We start from the raw sequence: 15,373 nt of genomic DNA, 5'->3' as shown, positions 1-15,373 counted from the left end.
TTTTTTGGCTGCTTGAGAAGTGTCAGGCTGGGATTTCAGGCAGTTGTGTTTCCCCGTTTTCTTTGCAGGTGCAGCATGGCATTGTGCACCAATTCATCGCTTCAGGGAGAACGGTCATGAGCCTTTCCGGCAAAACAGCAATCATCACGGGGTCTAATTCTGGCATCGGTCTGGGGGTCGCGCGCGAGCTGGCGAAGGCCGGAGCAGATGTTGTCCTGAATTCCTTTACGGACCGAGACGAAGATCACGCGCTGGCCGCTGAGATTGCCAAAGAGACCGGAACCAAAGCGCGTTACATCAAGGCGGACATGTCAAAAGGCGAAGAGTGCCGGGCGCTGATTAAGCAGGCCGGAGCTTGCGACATACTTGTGAACAATGCGGGCATTCAGTTTGTGTCCCCGATCGATCAGTTTCCGGCGGAAAAATGGGATGCGATTATTGCGATCAACATGAACTCGGTCTTTCACACGACCGCTGCCGCACTGCCGATGATGCGCAAGGCGGGTTGGGGTCGTATCGTGAATATCGCCTCGGCCCACGGCCTGACGGCGTCGCCATTCAAGGCAGCCTATGTTGCCGCCAAGCACGGGGTGGTGGGGATGACCAAGACCGTTGCGTTGGAAACCGCGCAAGAACCTATCACCTGCAACGCCATTTGCCCGGGCTATGTGCTGACACCCCTGGTTGAGGCCCAAATCCCGAACACGATGAAAGAATACAATATGAGCCGCGAGGAGGTTGTAAAAAACGTGCTTCTGGAACGGCAACCTTCCAAGGAATTCGCCACGGTTGAGCAACTGGGCGGGACAACCATTTTCCTGTGCTCGGACGCAGCGGCGCAGATCACGGGAACCACGATTTCTGTCGATGGCGGCTGGACCGCCTTGTGATTGGCCTTGGGGGCGCTGCCCCCAAACCCCCGGAGTATTTCTGAAAAGATGAAGGGTGAAGGCGGTGGTACGGATCAATCTGGCTTTGCAGGGCGGCGGTGCGCATGGGGCGTTCACCTGGGGTGTGCTTGACCGACTGCTGGATGAGGAAGACATCGAGGTTGCCGCGATCACCGGTACATCCGCCGGTGCGTTGAACGGTGCGGCGTTCAAATCGGGGATGGTTCATTCAGGACGTGAGGGTGCGCGTGCGCAGCTGGACGGGCTTTGGAGGCGTATGGGTGCGATTGGAGACATGCGTATAGCCAATTGGTTTCGCGGGTTGGAACCGGCCGCAATCGCGCAGGCGATGGAATATTCGGTGCCGTTTTCAATCGGTGATGCCTGGTCGCGGATGGTGTCGCCTTATGCCTATGGTCCATTCTACAGCAATCCGCTGGAGCCGGTGGTGGACAGGTTCAATTTTGCGGAAGTATGCGCCGATGCGGGACCCCGCCTGTTTGTGTGCGCCACCTGCGTGAGAAGTGGGAAAATCCGCGTCTTTACTGGCGAGGAGGTCTCGACAGATGCCATTCTGGCTTCAGCTTGCCTGCCGACCCTGTTCAAGGCAGTCGAGATATTTGATCCAAAGACGAACCGGGTCGAAGCCTACTGGGATGGCGGTTATACAGGTAATCCGGCGCTCTATCCGCTGTTCAACAATGATCTGCCGGATGACGTAGTGATCGTGAATATCAACCCGTTGGAGCGCGACGCGGTACCGGTCACACCGCAGCAGATCCAGAACCGGATCAACGAGATCAGCTTCAACTCATCCCTGTTTCGCGAATTGCGGGCAATCAGCTTTGTTCAACGGCTTCTGAAAGAGGGCAAGCTGAAGGCCGGGGACATGAGCCGCGTTCTGGTGCATATGATTGCGGATAACGAGTTGATGAGCAGCCTGTCTGTTGCCACCAAAACCGTGCCCAACCCTGTTATTTTGCACAAGCTGAAACAGGCGGGGCGGGCGGCAGCGGACCGTTTTCTGACCAAGCACAAGAGTGATCTGGGCCAGACCAGTACAGTCGATCTGCCGACCATGTTCGGTTAATCACTCGGGCGGTTGCGTAGGGTCTTTTTCGTTGGGATAAACGAGCCCGGCCGAGATCACCAGTTTCGCGGCATCCTCAATTGTCATGTCCAACAAAATTACGTCTTCCGCCGGGAAAAACAGCAAAAAGCCCGAGGTCGGGTTGGGGGTGGTCGGAACAAAGACGCTTAGCAGCTCTCCTCCGGTCTCTGCGCGTTTGCTGATTTCGCCCCTGGCGGTTGTCGAGACGAACCCAATGGCCCAGATCCCGCGGCGGGGGTACTGGATCAGGCAAGCCTTTTCAAAAGAGCGTTCGGTTTGGGCAAATACGGTTTCCGAGATTTGTTTGATCCCGGAATAGATCGAGCGGACGACCGGCATCCGATCTACCACGCTTTCGGCGAACAGGATCAGGGACCGGCCCAGAATGCCTTTGGCGATCCACCCTACAATCACGGTAAAGATCAGGAAGATCACGACGCCCACACCGCGCAGGTTGATACCAACGTATTGTTCCGGTTGGAACTGATGAGGCACCAGTGGCAAAACGGCACTGTCGATCCAGCCGACTACCGACCAGATCAGCCAAACCGTCAGCCAGACCGGTGCAATGACAACGAGGCCGGTCAGGAAAGATGCGCGCAGCCGTGCCAGCATGCCAGGACGGCGATGATGCGGTTCTTCGTCGAACGGTGTATTCATCTTGGTTCCGAGTGGTTATCGGGATTTAGGTAGTCAATCGGTAGCCATGGCACAATAGGCTTGCGTTATCCCTGTTCTGCCAGTGCCCGTGCAATCGCCGCAGCAAGGCGCGCATTGTTGCGCACGAGGGCAATGTTGGCGGTAAGCGAACGTCCTTCGGTCTTTTCAAAGATACGTTGCAGCAGATAGGGCGTCACATCTTTTCCGGTGATCCGATGCGCATCTGCATCAGCCTGTGCCTCGGCGATGATGGGGGCCAGTATTTCGGAAGGGATCTGATCCGCGATCGGGATCGGGTTCGCCACAAGCTGCCCGCCGGGCAGGCCCAACGCGCGACGCGTTGCATGGGCCTTGGCGATAGCCTCAGGAGTGTCCATGCGCAGGGGGGCAGCATAGGGTGATTTTGCAGACCAGAAGGCAGGAAACGCATCCTGGCCATGGGCGATGACAGGCACCCCCAGCGTTTCCAGAACTTCAAGAGTTTTGGCCAGATCAAGGATGGCCTTGGCCCCGGCTGCGACGACGGTGACTGGTGTATGGCCAAGTTCGTGCAGATCAGCCGAGATGTCGAACGTGGTTTCAGCGCCCTGATGCACACCCCCGATGCCGCCGGTGGCAAATACCTCGATCCCGGCATAATGCGCGGCGATCATGGTGGCGGCGACGGTTGTGGCTCCGGTACCACCGGTCGAGATGCAGGCCGCCATATCTGCGCGCGAGATTTTGGCAACGCCTTGCGCCTGACCCAGCCATTGCAACTGGCCAGGCTCGAGCCCCACATGCAATTTGCCTTCAATCACCGCCATGGTCGCCGGAACCGCCCCCGCATCGCGGATGTCCTGTTCGACCTGCGCCGCAACTTCGACGTTTTGCGGGTAGGGCATGCCATGGGTGATGATGGTGCTTTCCAGCGCAACGATGGGATGACCCGCGTCCTTGGCAGCGCGGACCTCGGCTGAATATTGAATGTCGATCACAGTGGGGTTTCTCCGGAAACGTAGGTTGCTGCGGCATGCAGAGCGCGGGTCAGAGCCTCATCACTCGATGCGCCGCCGGATTCTGAGGCGATATGAGCCGCCATGAAGGTATCCCCGGCGCCGGTCACACGGGTGACCAGAACGGAGGGGGGTGTTTGGGTCAGAATTTCGTCCGAACTGCCGATCGTGGCCGAGCTGCCGCCATCGGTGACCAGCACGCGCAGTGCGCCACGATCCAGAAGGCCCTTTGCGGCAGATTCAGAATCGGTGAATTCACGCTGGCACAATATTCCTGCTTCTTCGAGGTTCACATAAAGCGTGGCGCGGGCATGTTTCAGGAAGGGCAACAGGCGCTCGGCCTTACCTGGCGAGGCCGGGGCAACACGCAGATCGGCACGGGCAAATGCAGGGCTTTGGGCGATTTCTTCCAGCAGGTTCAGGGTCAGGTTGCCGTCAAGCGCAATGGGCCCCTCAAAGGGCGTGTTTTCATAGCCAAGCGGGCCGTGCATCAGCGGACGCAGTATCTTAGCGCCAGCGGCTTCCAGCGAATGCGCGTCGGCAATGGCCGCGATCAACCCGTTGGCACCTTCGACGGCCATATATCGGTCGGTCGGCAGGTCCTGCGAGCGATAGATGTGATCCGTGATCATACCGAGGCGGGAACAGGCATGAATCAGCTCGTCGCCCTCGGGGTCGCGGCCAATGGCGGTCAGCAGGGTTGGCGTCATACCAAAACGCACCAGCGTCATGGCTATGTTCATAGCAACACCACCCGGCAGGCGGGTAATCCGGCCAGGCACGTCCGAGCCTTGCCGCATGGCACTGGCCGATCGTCCGATCACGTCCCACAGGACCGAACCGATACACAGGATATTACTGTTCTGAGTCATAAAGGACGTCATGCCGCAGCGGTGATGCCCATGCAAGTCAGAACGTTACCGCAATCAGAGATTTACGGTGCACAGGTCCGATATGCCCTTTGGGCTTGCGATCTGCGGCCTTCGCGGGAACAATCGATAGCAATGATTGGTGATTTGATTTTCCTGTTGGAGCTTTTCGTATGAATGGCCCTGTTTTCCGCGCCATCTTTCGAACCCTCAAAACCTGTGCCCTGAGTTTTTTTGTTCTTGTAGCTTTGCATCCCGGATCCGGCAGAGCGCAATCCGCCCCGCCGACCGTCGTTGATTTCTGGGTCAAGTCCGACACTTTGTTTCTAGAGTTGAAATGGAATGCCGAGGCCATATTAACCGGGAACAATCCCGCGCAGCCCGCTGCGTTTTCCGACGATCCAAACTACAAATCCTTGCGGCGACTGGTTTCCTCTGAGCTGGAACCCCAGATCAGAGAGTTCGTTCAGCTCTGGAAACATAATCTTATCGTGGAGGCACCAGAGCGATTGAGTTTGTCTTATGAAGGTGTGCGTATTCCTGTTGTAGGAGAAACGGAGAAAGTGCGGGTTTCCAAACTGTTGCTGACTGCTCCTTTGCCCGATCAGGCGTCAAACCTGCGTCTGACCTGGCCGTCAGAAAGCGGACCCATCGTTCTGCGACAGCAAAATGTCGCGGCCCCATACACCGGGTATTTGGCTGCCGGTGAAGCCAGCCCGCTGATCCCCTTGCAAGGCGGGGCGTCTCTGACAACGCAACAAACATTGCAGACATATTTCACAAAAGGGGTCGATCAGTTTCTCCGAAACCCAATTAAGCCATCCATTCTTGTTTTGGCGCTAGTGTTTCTGTCTTTGAAATTGCGCCCAGTGGTATCTCAACTGGTGTTCCTGTCAGCGGGCGCTCTGATCGGGCTTGGGCTGGGTTTGCATGGCGTATTGGATGCAGGAAAAGTGAGCGAGGCCCCGGTTCTGGTGGCTTCGACCATCGTTCTGGCGCTGTGGAACCTGGTTGCCCGGCGATTGCAGGTCTGGCGTTTGTTGGCGGTTCTCGCCATTGGCGGTCTTCAAGGTCTGGTAATTGCCTCGGCCCTGGTCGGGATCGGAGTGCCGCCAGATCATCTGCCCCCGGCCATCTTGGGCTTTGGCGCCGGGAATATTCTGCCGCTTGTTGTAGTAGCCTTTGCCGGGCTTGCTCTGGCGCTTTTGTTTTCTGGCGGCTCACACCGTAAACGAGGCCGGGTATCGGTTCTGGCCTCGATGCTGATTGCAGGTGCCGGGGTCTACTGGATAGTCGAGCCTTGGGTGCAGGGTTAAGGCAACGCGGCCAGCAGCGTTTTCAGTGCGCCAAGCGGATCGTCATTGCCCCAGATCTCATCGCCAATGCCAAAGAAATCGGTGCAGGGGGCCAGATCGCGGATCAATTCGGGCGTCAACCCACCTTCGGCCACAACCGGAACCTCGATCATCTCGGACCACCATTGGAACAGGTCCTTTTCGGCGCGGGTCCCGTCCCTCAGTTTGGCCGAGCCGACAGGACCGAAGGCCACATAATCCGCTCCGTTTTCACCAGCAGTCATACCATCATGGCTGGACGCGCCGCAAAAGCTTCCGACGATTGCATCGGCGCCCAGTTCCTTGCGCGCGGTGCGGACCGAGCGTGCAGCATCATCCAGGTGCACCCCGTCCAGCCCCAGACGCTGCGCCAGCAATACATGGTTCGAGATTACGATGGCCACGTCGCGCGCGTGGGCGATTTCACGGCAAGCGTCGGCCGCGCGAGCGATGGTATCTTCGTCACTTCCGGCCAACGCGAGGCGGACACAGGCAATCTCGACCCCGTCCAGCACAGTCGCCAGCTTGTTCGTGAACGTGCTCAACTCGATAGTCGGAGGCGTGATCAGGTAAATCTGCGGCTGCTCGGGGGTGTCCATGGGCGCGTCCTTCGGCTTTCAGTCTTTGGCGCGGTTTAGCGGATTGCGGCTGGGAAGCAAACTTTTATGGTCAAGAGCCTGCAAATAACGCCCCTGCGCCTTGCCCTGCAAGAGCCTGCCAATTACAGCAGGCCAAGTTTTCTTAAGGTGAGCCATGCCCAGCGACAAACCCCAGCCTTCCTTCGTGCTTGTGCGCCCGCAAATGGGTGAAAACATCGGTGCTGCTGCGCGGGCGATGTGGAACTTTGGGCTGGATCGGATGCGTATCGTGGCCCCGCGTGACGGCTGGCCGAACCCCAAAGCGGTGGCAATGTCCAGCGGCGCAGGGCGCTTGCTGGATGAGGCGCAGCTGTTTGACGACTTGGCCGGGTCGCTGGCCGACAGCACTTTTGTCTTCGCCACGACAGCCCGTCAGCGGGGCTTGACCAAACCTGTCTACAGCCCCGAACACGCAATGAAGATTGCCGCCGAAAAGATTGCTGCGGGCGAGAAGGTTACCGTTCTGTTCGGCCCTGAACGCGCGGGGCTAGAGAATGAAGACATCGCCAAGGCCAACGCGATCATCTCGGTGCCGGTAAACCCGGAATATGCCTCGCTGAACCTTGGTCAATGCGTATTGCTGACCGCCTATGAGTGGATGCGCCAGACCGGGGATGTGGTGCATGAATCGACCGATCTGGGCAAAGGTGACTGGGCCACTGGGGTCGAGGTCGAAAAACTTGTCGAGCATTACGAGGACAGGCTGGAGGAGGCGGGGTTCTTCTACCCTCCCGAAAAGGCCGAAGGGATGAAGGTTAACCTGCGCAACCTGTGGTCGCGGATGCGAATGACACGGGCCGATGTGCAGATGTTGCACGGGATCATGCGTCAGATGGTCCGCTGGAAGGATAAAGGCTGAGGCTGGACCTATCTTCACCCAAGCCCTAGCTTGCGACAAAATCAGGACATGAGGACAGCATGAGCGGTAGGCGCAGCATCTTCGAAGAGGTCACGGACACCAAAAAACAACAGGCGGTTCAACCCGGTATGATCGACCGGGGGCGCGGCGGCGCGCGCAATGCGATCCGCGTCTGGCTGATGATCCTGTTTGCTCTGGTCGTTGTGATGATCGCGGTTGGCGGCTTGACGCGCCTGACTGACAGCGGCCTCTCGATCACCGAATGGCGCCCGATCACCGGAGCTTTGCCGCCGATGACCGAAGCGGACTGGCAGGCAGAGTTCGACAAGTACAAGCAGATTGACCAATGGCGCATCCAAAACCAGTGGATGGAACTGGGTGATTTCAAATCCATCTATTGGTGGGAATGGGGCCATCGTCAGTTGGGCCGCATGATCGGTCTGGTCTGGGCCGCTGGATTTCTGACCTTTCTACTCACCCGTAAGATTCCGACAGGGTGGACGGGAAAGCTGATCGTTCCGGGTCTTCTTGGCGGTCTGCAGGGCGCTGTTGGTTGGTGGATGGTGGCCTCGGGCGTCACCCAGGGTGAAGGCATGACGGCTGTTGCAAGTTACCGTCTGGCAACGCATTTGGGGCTGGCTTTTGTGATCCTGGGAGCGCTGGCCTGGTACATCTTTGAACTCGGCCGGGAAGAACGTGACCTGATGCAGGCGCGCCGGGCCAAAGAGGTCAGGCTGTTTTCATTGTCCACAGGGCTGATGCACTTCGCCTTTTTACAAACACTCATTGGCGCGCTTGTCGCCGGGATCGACGCCGGGCGGTCTTACACCGACTGGCCGCTGATGGGAGGGCAGTTGCTTCCACCGGATGCGACTATGTTGGAGCCGATGTGGCGAAACTTCTTTGAAAGCCCTGGTCTGGTACAGTTCATCCACCGGTGTGCAGGGTATCTGCTGTTCATCTTCGCCGTTGTCGTCTGGCGACGTGGCAGCGGCAGCGCGCATCCGCAGACGCGTTTTGCCTTCAACGCTGCTTTCGCCGCGCTTTCGTTACAGGTCGTCGTCGGCATCGTGACCGTGGTTTACGGCGCGCCATGGCAGGTCGCAATCTTCCACCAGTTTATGGCCGTCATCGTTTGGACGCTGATCCTGCGCGCGCGGTTCCTCACGGCTTATCCAATCGCAACATCTGTGCGCGGAGTTTAAAATTATGACCGCTTTCAATGAACTGATGACCTTTCAGCGGGAAACTTCGGCTTTGGGCCAGATCGCCGGTCGGCTTGGCTGGGATCAGGAAACCGTCATGCCGCGCGGCGCAGCGCCACAGCGCGCCGAAGAAATGGCAGCTATCGAATCTGTCCTGCACGCACGTCGTTCTGATCCTCGTGTTGCCGAATGGCTGGATCAGGCCGCGCCTCAGGATGAGGTCGGCAAGGCGCAGATGCGTGAAATCCGGCGCGCATATGATCGCGCGGTGAAGGTGCCTGCCGATCTGGCGACGGCGATTGCCCGTGTGACATCCGCTGCGCAGGGAAAGTGGGCGCAGGCGCGCGCGGACGAAGATGTCTCGGCCTTTCTTCCGGTTCTGGAAGAGGTCGTGTCGCTGAAACGACAGGAAGGCGAGGCGCTGGCGCAAGGGGGCGACGTATACGACGCCATGGTCGAAGATTACGAGCCTTACACGACCAGCGCACAGATTGCGGATATCTTCGACCAGATGCGCCCACGACTGGTGGCCCTGCGCGCCGCTGTGCTGGAGCGGCCCGAGCCCGCTGCCCTGAACCGCAGTTTTGACGAGCAGACCCAGATGCGTCTGACACAAAAACTGGCGGTCGCCTTTGGCTATGACCTGAACAATGGCCGCGTGGACAAGGCGGTTCACCCGTTCAGTTCCGGCAGTGGTCTTGACGTCCGCATCACCACGCGAACCAGCGAAACAGACCCGTTCAATTGTTTCTATTCCACCATTCACGAGGTGGGCCACGCCGCCTATGAACAGGGGATCGACAGGAAATACCTGCTGACACCGCTCGGGTCTGGTGTGTCGATGGGCGTGCATGAAAGTCAAAGCCGGATCTACGAAAACCAGTTGGGTCGGTCGCGGGCCTTTACTGGTTGGTTGTTCGAACAAATGAAAGAGGCGTTCGGCGATTTCGGCATTGCCGATCCGGATGCGTTTTATGCGACGGCCAACCGCGTCCATAACGGCTATATCCGCACCGAGGCGGATGAGGTTCAATACAATCTGCACATCATGCTGCGGTTTGATCTGGAACGCGCGCTGATGGCCGGAGACTTGCAGGTCGGCGATCTGGAAGCCGCCTGGAATGATCGGTTCAAGGCAGATTTCGGTTATGCGGTCGACAAGCCCTCGAACGGTTGTTTGCAGGATGTGCATTGGTCGGTTGGCCTGTTCGGTTACTTCCCGACATACTCGCTGGGCAATGTCTATGCTGGGTGCCTCTATCAGGCTTTGCGCGGTTCAGAGCCCGATCTTGATGCGCAACTGGCTCGCGGCGACACCACCGGCGCAACCGGCTGGCTGCGTGAGCATGTCCAGCAGCATGGCGGCCTTTATGCACCGCGCGAGGTGATAGCCCGTGCAAGCGGCATCGAGCCCGGACCGGACCCATTACTAAGCTATCTTGAGACCAAGTTCGGCGCGCTCTACGATTTGTGAGTTTCCGAATTGCAGCCCAGGCGTTAGAATCGGTGCACCGATACCATCGCCTGGGAGGCAACGATGACCGGAAACGCCCGCAAGAAAGCCAGTGATTTTGATCCGCGTATCCTCGAAATATTCGACGGATATGTGCACGGCACGATGTCCAAGCGTGAGTTCATCTCAAAAGCCGGTAAATACACGGCTGCCGGAATGACAGGCGCAATGATTCTGGACCAGTTGCAACCCAATTACGCCTGGGCGCAACAGGTGGCCCCGGACGATCCCGCGATCCAAACCATGGTGGTCGCATATGACAGCCCGGATGGGCATAGCGAAACCAGCGGCCTGATGGCGATGCCGGCAAATGCCGAAGGTAAACTGCCTGCGGTGTTGGTCGTGCACGAGAACCGGGGTCTAAACCCTTATATCGAGGACGTTGTGCGCCGCGCGGCCAAGGCCGGTTTCCTGGCTTTTGGACCTGATGGGTTGTCGCCCCTTGGCGGCTATCCCGGTACTGATGAAGAAGGGCGCGAGATGCAGCGCTCGATGGACCGGGAAAAACTGATGGCGGATTTCTTCGCCGCCTTTGAATTCCTTCGTGATCATGAACTTTCGACAGGCAAAGTTGGTGCTGTCGGCTTCTGCTATGGCGGAGGTGTTTGCAACGCGTTGGCCGTAGCCTATCCGGACCTTGCTGCCTCGGTGCCATTCTACGGTCGGCAACCACCAGCCGAAGATGTTCCGTCCATCGAAGCACCTCTTATGATTCACTATGCCGGTCTGGACGAGCGTATCAACGCTGGATGGCCTGCATATTCAGAGGCGTTGAAAGCCAATCAAAAGAAATTCAGCGTGCACTTCTATCCGGACGTCAATCACGGTTTTCACAACGATACGACGCCCAGGTATGACGAAGCTGCGGCATATCTGGCATGGAGCCGGACCATCGCTTTTTTCAATGCCTACCTGACATGAAGTGAACTCCGGGAACCGTCGAACCGGTGCCCGGGGTTACTGTCATTCTTCCTCGTCGGCTTGGTCGGCGATCCAGGCGACGCTGACGACTTCTTCGCCCTTGCCGGTATTGAACACTTTCACGCCACCTGCGGAACGTGAGCGGAAAGAGATGCCATCGACCGGCACCCGGATAGATTGGCCTTTCGATGTGGCCAGCATGATCTGATCGTCGATCTCGACCGGGAATGATGCAACCAAATCCCCACCGCGCATCGCCTTGTCCATCGCGGCTACGCCCATGCCGCCACGTCCGCGCACGGGGTAGTCGTGGCTTGAACTCAACTTGCCTGCACCACCAGCGGTGATAGTGAGGATAAGGTTTTCGGCAGCCGACATCTCGGCGTATTTCTCCTGACTGAAATCGCTGCTTGCTGCGGCTTCCTCGTCTTCACCAGCGTCTTCTTCGGTAAGCCCCGCAACCGCACGCCGCATCTTGAGATAGGCCACACGATCTTCGGGTGTCGCCTCGAAATGACGGATCACGGACATCGAAACGACGCGGTCACCGTTGGTCAGCCTGATCCCCCGGACACCTGTGGATTCGCGCGAGTTGAAGACACGCACGTCAGTTGTCCGGAAGCGGATCGCGCGGCCGGAATTGGTGACCAGCATCACGTCTTCGTCTTCCGAACAGATGCGCGCATTCACCAGTTCAATGCCGTCGGGCAGCTTCATGGCAATCTTGCCGTTGCGCCGGACATTGGTGAAGTCCGACAACCGGTTACGACGCACGTCACCTGCGCTGGTGGCAAAGACGATCTGGAGGTTTTCCCATTCCTCGTCCGGTACATCCACGGGCATGATCGCGGCGATGGAAACGCCAGTTGGGATCGGAAGGATATTGACGATGGCCTTACCTTTGCCGGTGCGTCCGGATTGGGGCAAGCGCCAGGTCTTGAGCTTGTAGACCATCCCGTCCGTCGTGAAGAACAGCAGCTGTGTATGGGTGTTCGCAACGAAGAGGTTGGTCACAACATCCTCTTCCTTGGTTTGCATCCCCGACAGGCCCTTGCCACCGCGTTTCTGGGCGCGGAAATCTGCCAGCGGTGTGCGTTTGATGTACCCGCCCGAAGTGACGGTCACGACCATGTCTTCACGCTCGATCAGGTCTTCGTCTTCCATGTCACCGGACCAGTCGACGATCTCAGTGCGGCGGTCGACCGCGAACTGTTCACGCACGCTGCGCAGCTCATCAGCGATGATGCCCATGATCCGTTCGCGTGAGGACAGAATATCAAGGTATTCCTTGATCTTGGCCGCCAGTTCTTCCAGCTCGTCCGTGACCTCTTTGACGCCCAGTTGGGTCAGGCGTTGCAAGCGCAACTCCAGAATGGCACGGGCCTGAACCTCGGTCAGATTATAGGTGCCATCGTCATTCATCTTGGACAGAGGATCATCGATCAGGCGCAAATAGCCTTCGATGTCGGAGGCAGGCCAGCGGCGGGTCATCAGTTTTTCGCGGGCCTCGGCGGCGTCAGCAGACGACCGGATCGTTGCGACCACTTCATCGACATTGGACACCGCCACAGCCAGACCACACAGGATGTGGCTGCGTTCGCGCGCCTTGCGCAGGTCATAGGCCGTACGGCGGGCAACGACATCTTCACGGAAGTCGATGAACGAGGTCAGGAACCGGCGCAGGGTCAGCTGTTCGGGGCGGCCACCATTCAGCGCCAGCATATTGCAGCCAAAGGAGGTCTGCATCGGCGAAAAGCGGTAGAGCTGGTTCAGCACCACCTCGGGCGTTGCATCGCGCTTGAGCTCGACCACAACGCGCACGCCGTTGCGGTCGGATTCGTCCTGTACATGGGCCACGCCTTCGATCCGCTTCTCGCGAACCGCCTCGGCGATCTTTTCGATCATCGCGGCCTTGTTCACCTGATAGGGAATCTCGTCGACAACGATGGCATAGCGGTCCTTGCGGATTTCTTCCACTCGGGTCTTGGCGCGGATGATGACGCTGCCGCGGCCCTCCAGATAGGCCTTGCGCGCGCCGGAACGCCCAAGCATCACACCGCCGGTTGGAAAGTCGGGGCCGGGGACGTATTCGATCAACTGTTCTGATGTAAGGTCGGGATCGTCGATCAGCGCCAAAGTCGCATCGACTACTTCGCCAAGGTTGTGCGGCGGAATGTTTGTCGCCATCCCCACGGCGATACCTCCGGCACCATTGACCAGCATGTTCGGGAAACGGGCCGGCAGAACTGTCGGTTCCCGGTCCTTGCCGTCATAGTTGTCCTGAAAATCGACCGTTTCTTTTTCGATATCAGCCAACAGGGAAGCGGCGGGCTTGTCCATCCGCACTTCGGTATACCGCATAGCCGCCGGGTTATCGCCGTCCATCGAGCCAAAGTTGCCCTGACCATCCAGCAGCGGCAGAGACATCGAGAAATCCTGCGCCATCCGCACCAGTGCGTCATAGATCGCACTGTCACCATGCGGGTGGTACTTACCCATCACGTCGCCCACCGGGCGTGCCGATTTGCGGTACGCCTTATCGTGCGTGTTCCCCGTCTCGTGCATTGCATAAAGGATACGCCGGTGCACCGGTTTCAGCCCGTCGCGCAAATCAGGGATCGCGCGGCTGACGATGACCGACATGGCATAGTCCAGATAGGACGTGCGCATTTCGGATTCGATGGAAACCGTCGGGCCGTCATAGACTGGGCGCTCGGGCGGGGTTTCATCCATGTTTTCAGGAATTTCTGGCGTATCGCTCACGTAAACTGCCCGTGTCTTGTTCTGGGTCTATATCTTGTGGGTGTATCTTATCAGACCCGGCACATAAGGTGCAAGCAAGCAGCGCCTTTACGGGGAAATTCCCCGGTAATACTCAAGTAACATATTGTTATATAAGTATTAGAAGGTTTTCGTGGTATCTTGAGCAGGCCTTGTATCAAACAGGAGGTCTGCATGAATCCACGCGAAACCGAATTGATGCTCAAGGGGTACGGGCTGACGACGGCGGAGTTTTTCTATCATATGCCAGACTATATCCACGTCTTGAACACGTTCATCTGGCAGGATTACGACCTTGCGCCGGATCATCCGAAGTTGTTCAAATTCATCGACTTCTGGCAGCGCGAAATCGAAGGCCCGCTGCATTCCGTCAAATTCACCCATCGCAAAATGATCGCACCGGGTGAGTGGCGCAACATGGTAGGAGAGTTTCGTGTGAACTGAGCGAGGGACAGGCGCAGTTTCCGTTGGTGCATGCTCTTCAAACAATGAACCGAAGCGGTCGGCGCGTGTCTGATGATGCGTCTGAAATGAAATCAGGAACTTCCTGACCCAATCAGCCAGAACAACTGGCGCCGCCCAGCACGCAGAATTTGGCACAGTGGGGGTGGTTCAGGTGAACGTCAGCCTCGGATTCGGCCAGAGAATGACCCATCTCGAATTCCGACTCGTAGGGCAGCAGGGTGCAGGCCAACACGGCAGGCCGGTCAGCGCCTTTCCGTTTCACCACCATGCGGGCGCTGGCACACATCAATGCATCGGGTGACTTACTCAGTATTCCCCAGCAAGCCGTTGTAATCTCGGGTACTTCGACAGTTTCGTCCATCTCGGGAAACAGGACGGTCTGTGCCGGGTTATGCGGGTCAATGTCAAAGCCATGATCTGAAAAGAATGCGGCGTAACCCGCGCGACTTTCCGTGTCAGACTCATCCCAAACGGTGCGTCCGGCGACAGCCATGTTAAAGCCGTGATCGCGCAGCCACTTCATACCCGTCAGGGTTTTTTCAAAGCTTCCTTTGCCGCGTTCAAGGTCGTGCAGTTCTGCCCGGTAATGATCTACGGAAACACGCAGGGTCATCTTGTCATTGAATGTCTTTTGCAATGCCAGCAGCCCGTCGCGCATCTTGCGGCGCATCATCGGGGCCATCGCGTTGGTCAGAATCAGCACTTCGTACCCACGCTCCAGCGCGTCGCGTGTCATGTCGATCATCTCGGGGTTCATGAAGGGCTCGCCGCCCGTAAAACCAATTTCACGCACCGGCCAATTGCGGGCTTTGATCTGATCAAGATAGTCACGAACCTCGTCCGCAGTGATATAAACCAGCGCGTCATTGGTCGGGCTGCTGGCGATATAGCAGTTGACGCATTCAATATTGCACAGCGTGCCGGTATTGAACCACAGCGTCTGAGGGTTGGTAAGGGAAACCTTTGCGCGGGTCTGGCCGTCGGCCGTTACCAGTTTACGCTGAAACTTGCCGACATTGGCAAGCTGAGGGGCGTTGTCTTTCATTCCCACATCCGGTTCGTTGAAGTTGTCGAACTGATCTAGCCCTTTGTCGCGGGTTTGGTAAGTCTGGCACAGGGGTTCTGACAGAGT

General features: G+C 57.9%; 14 protein-coding genes. 8 read left to right on the top strand and 6 right to left on the bottom strand.

Annotated elements, in window-relative coordinates; genetic code table 11:
* Positions 1-116: 116 nt before the first annotated feature.
* Both ACR0D9_RS05455 and ACR0D9_RS05450 read left to right on the top strand, forming a co-directional pair.
* A complete protein-coding gene (locus ACR0D9_RS05455; RefSeq protein ID WP_480480719.1) occupies positions 117-890 on the top strand; it encodes a 3-hydroxybutyrate dehydrogenase in 774 nt (257 codons plus the stop codon).
* A 64-nt stretch (positions 891-954) separates the two neighbouring features.
* Positions 955-1,980, top strand: coding sequence for a patatin-like phospholipase family protein (locus tag ACR0D9_RS05450; RefSeq protein ID WP_480538241.1), 1,026 nt, complete (start codon positions 955-957; stop codon positions 1,978-1,980).
* Here ACR0D9_RS05450 and ACR0D9_RS05445 read toward each other — a convergent pair whose 3' ends face one another.
* From ACR0D9_RS05445 to ACR0D9_RS05435, 3 genes are all read right to left on the bottom strand, one after another.
* Complete coding sequence (locus ACR0D9_RS05445; RefSeq protein WP_267365243.1) at positions 1,981-2,661, bottom strand: DUF502 domain-containing protein; 681 nt, start codon at positions 2,659-2,661, stop codon at positions 1,981-1,983. It abuts the gene before it with no gap.
* Positions 2,662-2,726: 65 nt separating this feature from the next.
* Positions 2,727-3,638, bottom strand: coding sequence for a pseudouridine-5'-phosphate glycosidase (locus ACR0D9_RS05440; protein WP_480528362.1), 912 nt, complete (start codon positions 3,636-3,638; stop codon positions 2,727-2,729).
* Positions 3,635-4,528, bottom strand: coding sequence for a PfkB family carbohydrate kinase (locus tag ACR0D9_RS05435; protein WP_267365241.1), 894 nt, complete (start codon positions 4,526-4,528; stop codon positions 3,635-3,637). Before ACR0D9_RS05435 ends, ACR0D9_RS05440 begins: the two co-directional genes overlap by 4 nt.
* Positions 4,529-4,698: 170 nt before the next feature.
* On the opposite strand from ACR0D9_RS05435, the gene ACR0D9_RS05430 reads away from it, so the two are divergent.
* Positions 4,699-5,841, top strand: a complete 1,143-nt coding sequence (locus tag ACR0D9_RS05430; protein WP_480485500.1) for a HupE/UreJ family protein — start codon at positions 4,699-4,701, stop codon at positions 5,839-5,841.
* On the opposite strand, the gene ACR0D9_RS05425 is transcribed toward ACR0D9_RS05430, so the two are convergent.
* A complete protein-coding gene (locus tag ACR0D9_RS05425) occupies positions 5,838-6,458 on the bottom strand; it encodes a thiamine phosphate synthase (RefSeq protein ID WP_480485501.1) in 621 nt (206 codons plus the stop codon). The two genes, ACR0D9_RS05430 and ACR0D9_RS05425, sit on opposite strands and share 4 nt — an antisense overlap.
* Positions 6,459-6,612: 154 nt before the next feature.
* Between ACR0D9_RS05425 and ACR0D9_RS05420 the strand changes: the two genes are divergently transcribed.
* The 4 genes from ACR0D9_RS05420 to yghX all read left to right on the top strand — a co-directional run bounded on the left by ACR0D9_RS05420 (position 6,613) and on the right by yghX (position 10,995).
* Positions 6,613-7,356: an RNA methyltransferase gene (locus tag ACR0D9_RS05420; protein WP_480485503.1), complete on the top strand. Its 744-nt coding sequence runs from the start codon at positions 6,613-6,615 to the stop codon at positions 7,354-7,356.
* Between the two features lie 59 nt (positions 7,357-7,415).
* Positions 7,416-8,561, top strand: coding sequence for a heme A synthase (gene ctaA, locus ACR0D9_RS05415; protein WP_480485504.1), 1,146 nt, complete (start codon positions 7,416-7,418; stop codon positions 8,559-8,561).
* A 4-nt stretch (positions 8,562-8,565) separates the two neighbouring features.
* Positions 8,566-10,035 carry a carboxypeptidase M32 gene (locus ACR0D9_RS05410; protein WP_480537978.1) on the top strand — a complete coding sequence of 490 codons (1,470 nt, stop codon included), beginning with the start codon at positions 8,566-8,568 and terminating at the stop codon, positions 10,033-10,035.
* 63 nt (positions 10,036-10,098) lie between these two features.
* Positions 10,099-10,995, top strand: a complete 897-nt coding sequence (yghX, locus tag ACR0D9_RS05405; RefSeq protein WP_480537976.1) for a YghX family hydrolase — start codon at positions 10,099-10,101, stop codon at positions 10,993-10,995.
* A gap of 42 nt (positions 10,996-11,037) precedes the next feature.
* On the opposite strand, the gene gyrA is transcribed toward yghX, so the two are convergent.
* A complete protein-coding gene (gene gyrA, locus ACR0D9_RS05400; protein WP_480537974.1) occupies positions 11,038-13,758 on the bottom strand; it encodes a DNA gyrase subunit A in 2,721 nt (906 codons plus the stop codon).
* Positions 13,759-13,950: 192 nt separating this feature from the next.
* On the opposite strand from gyrA, the gene ACR0D9_RS05395 reads away from it, so the two are divergent.
* The gene (locus tag ACR0D9_RS05395) at positions 13,951-14,220 is read left to right on the top strand and encodes an usg protein (protein ID WP_480537972.1); all 270 of its coding nucleotides are present in this window, start codon (positions 13,951-13,953) and stop codon (positions 14,218-14,220) included.
* 112 nt (positions 14,221-14,332) lie between these two features.
* On the opposite strand, the gene ACR0D9_RS05390 is transcribed toward ACR0D9_RS05395, so the two are convergent.
* On the bottom strand, positions 14,333-15,286 hold the full coding sequence (locus ACR0D9_RS05390) for a radical SAM protein (protein WP_480537970.1): 954 nt from the start codon (positions 15,284-15,286) through the stop codon (positions 14,333-14,335).
* Positions 15,287-15,373 lie beyond the last annotated feature (87 nt).

Source organism: Ruegeria sp. AK11, assembly GCF_056541095.1.
The sequence above is the reverse complement of the archived record's forward strand: the minus strand, read 5'-3'. Positions and strand labels throughout refer to the sequence as shown.

Bases quoted from the DNA above. Each gene is read 5' to 3' on its own strand.
- ACR0D9_RS05435 (WP_267365241.1), bottom strand. From the start codon at position 4,528: ATGACTCAGAACAGTAATATCCTGTGTATCGGTTCGGTCCTGTGGGAC.
- ACR0D9_RS05420 (WP_480485503.1), top strand. From the start codon at position 6,613: ATGCCCAGCGACAAACCCCAGCCTTCCTTCGTGCTTGTGCGCCCGCAA.
- ACR0D9_RS05410 (WP_480537978.1), top strand. From the start codon at position 8,566: ATGACCGCTTTCAATGAACTGATGACCTTTCAGCGGGAAACTTCGGCT.
- ACR0D9_RS05425 (WP_480485501.1), bottom strand. From the start codon at position 6,458: ATGGACACCCCCGAGCAGCCGCAGATTTACCTGATCACGCCTCCGACT.
- ACR0D9_RS05445 (WP_267365243.1), bottom strand. From the start codon at position 2,661: ATGAATACACCGTTCGACGAAGAACCGCATCATCGCCGTCCTGGCATG.
- ACR0D9_RS05390 (WP_480537970.1), bottom strand. From the start codon at position 15,286: ATGAAAGACAACGCCCCTCAGCTTGCCAATGTCGGCAAGTTTCAGCGT.
- ACR0D9_RS05395 (WP_480537972.1), top strand. From the start codon at position 13,951: ATGAATCCACGCGAAACCGAATTGATGCTCAAGGGGTACGGGCTGACG.
- ctaA (WP_480485504.1), top strand. From the start codon at position 7,416: ATGAGCGGTAGGCGCAGCATCTTCGAAGAGGTCACGGACACCAAAAAA.
- yghX (WP_480537976.1), top strand. From the start codon at position 10,099: ATGACCGGAAACGCCCGCAAGAAAGCCAGTGATTTTGATCCGCGTATC.
- ACR0D9_RS05455 (WP_480480719.1), top strand. From the start codon at position 117: ATGAGCCTTTCCGGCAAAACAGCAATCATCACGGGGTCTAATTCTGGC.
- ACR0D9_RS05430 (WP_480485500.1), top strand. From the start codon at position 4,699: ATGAATGGCCCTGTTTTCCGCGCCATCTTTCGAACCCTCAAAACCTGT.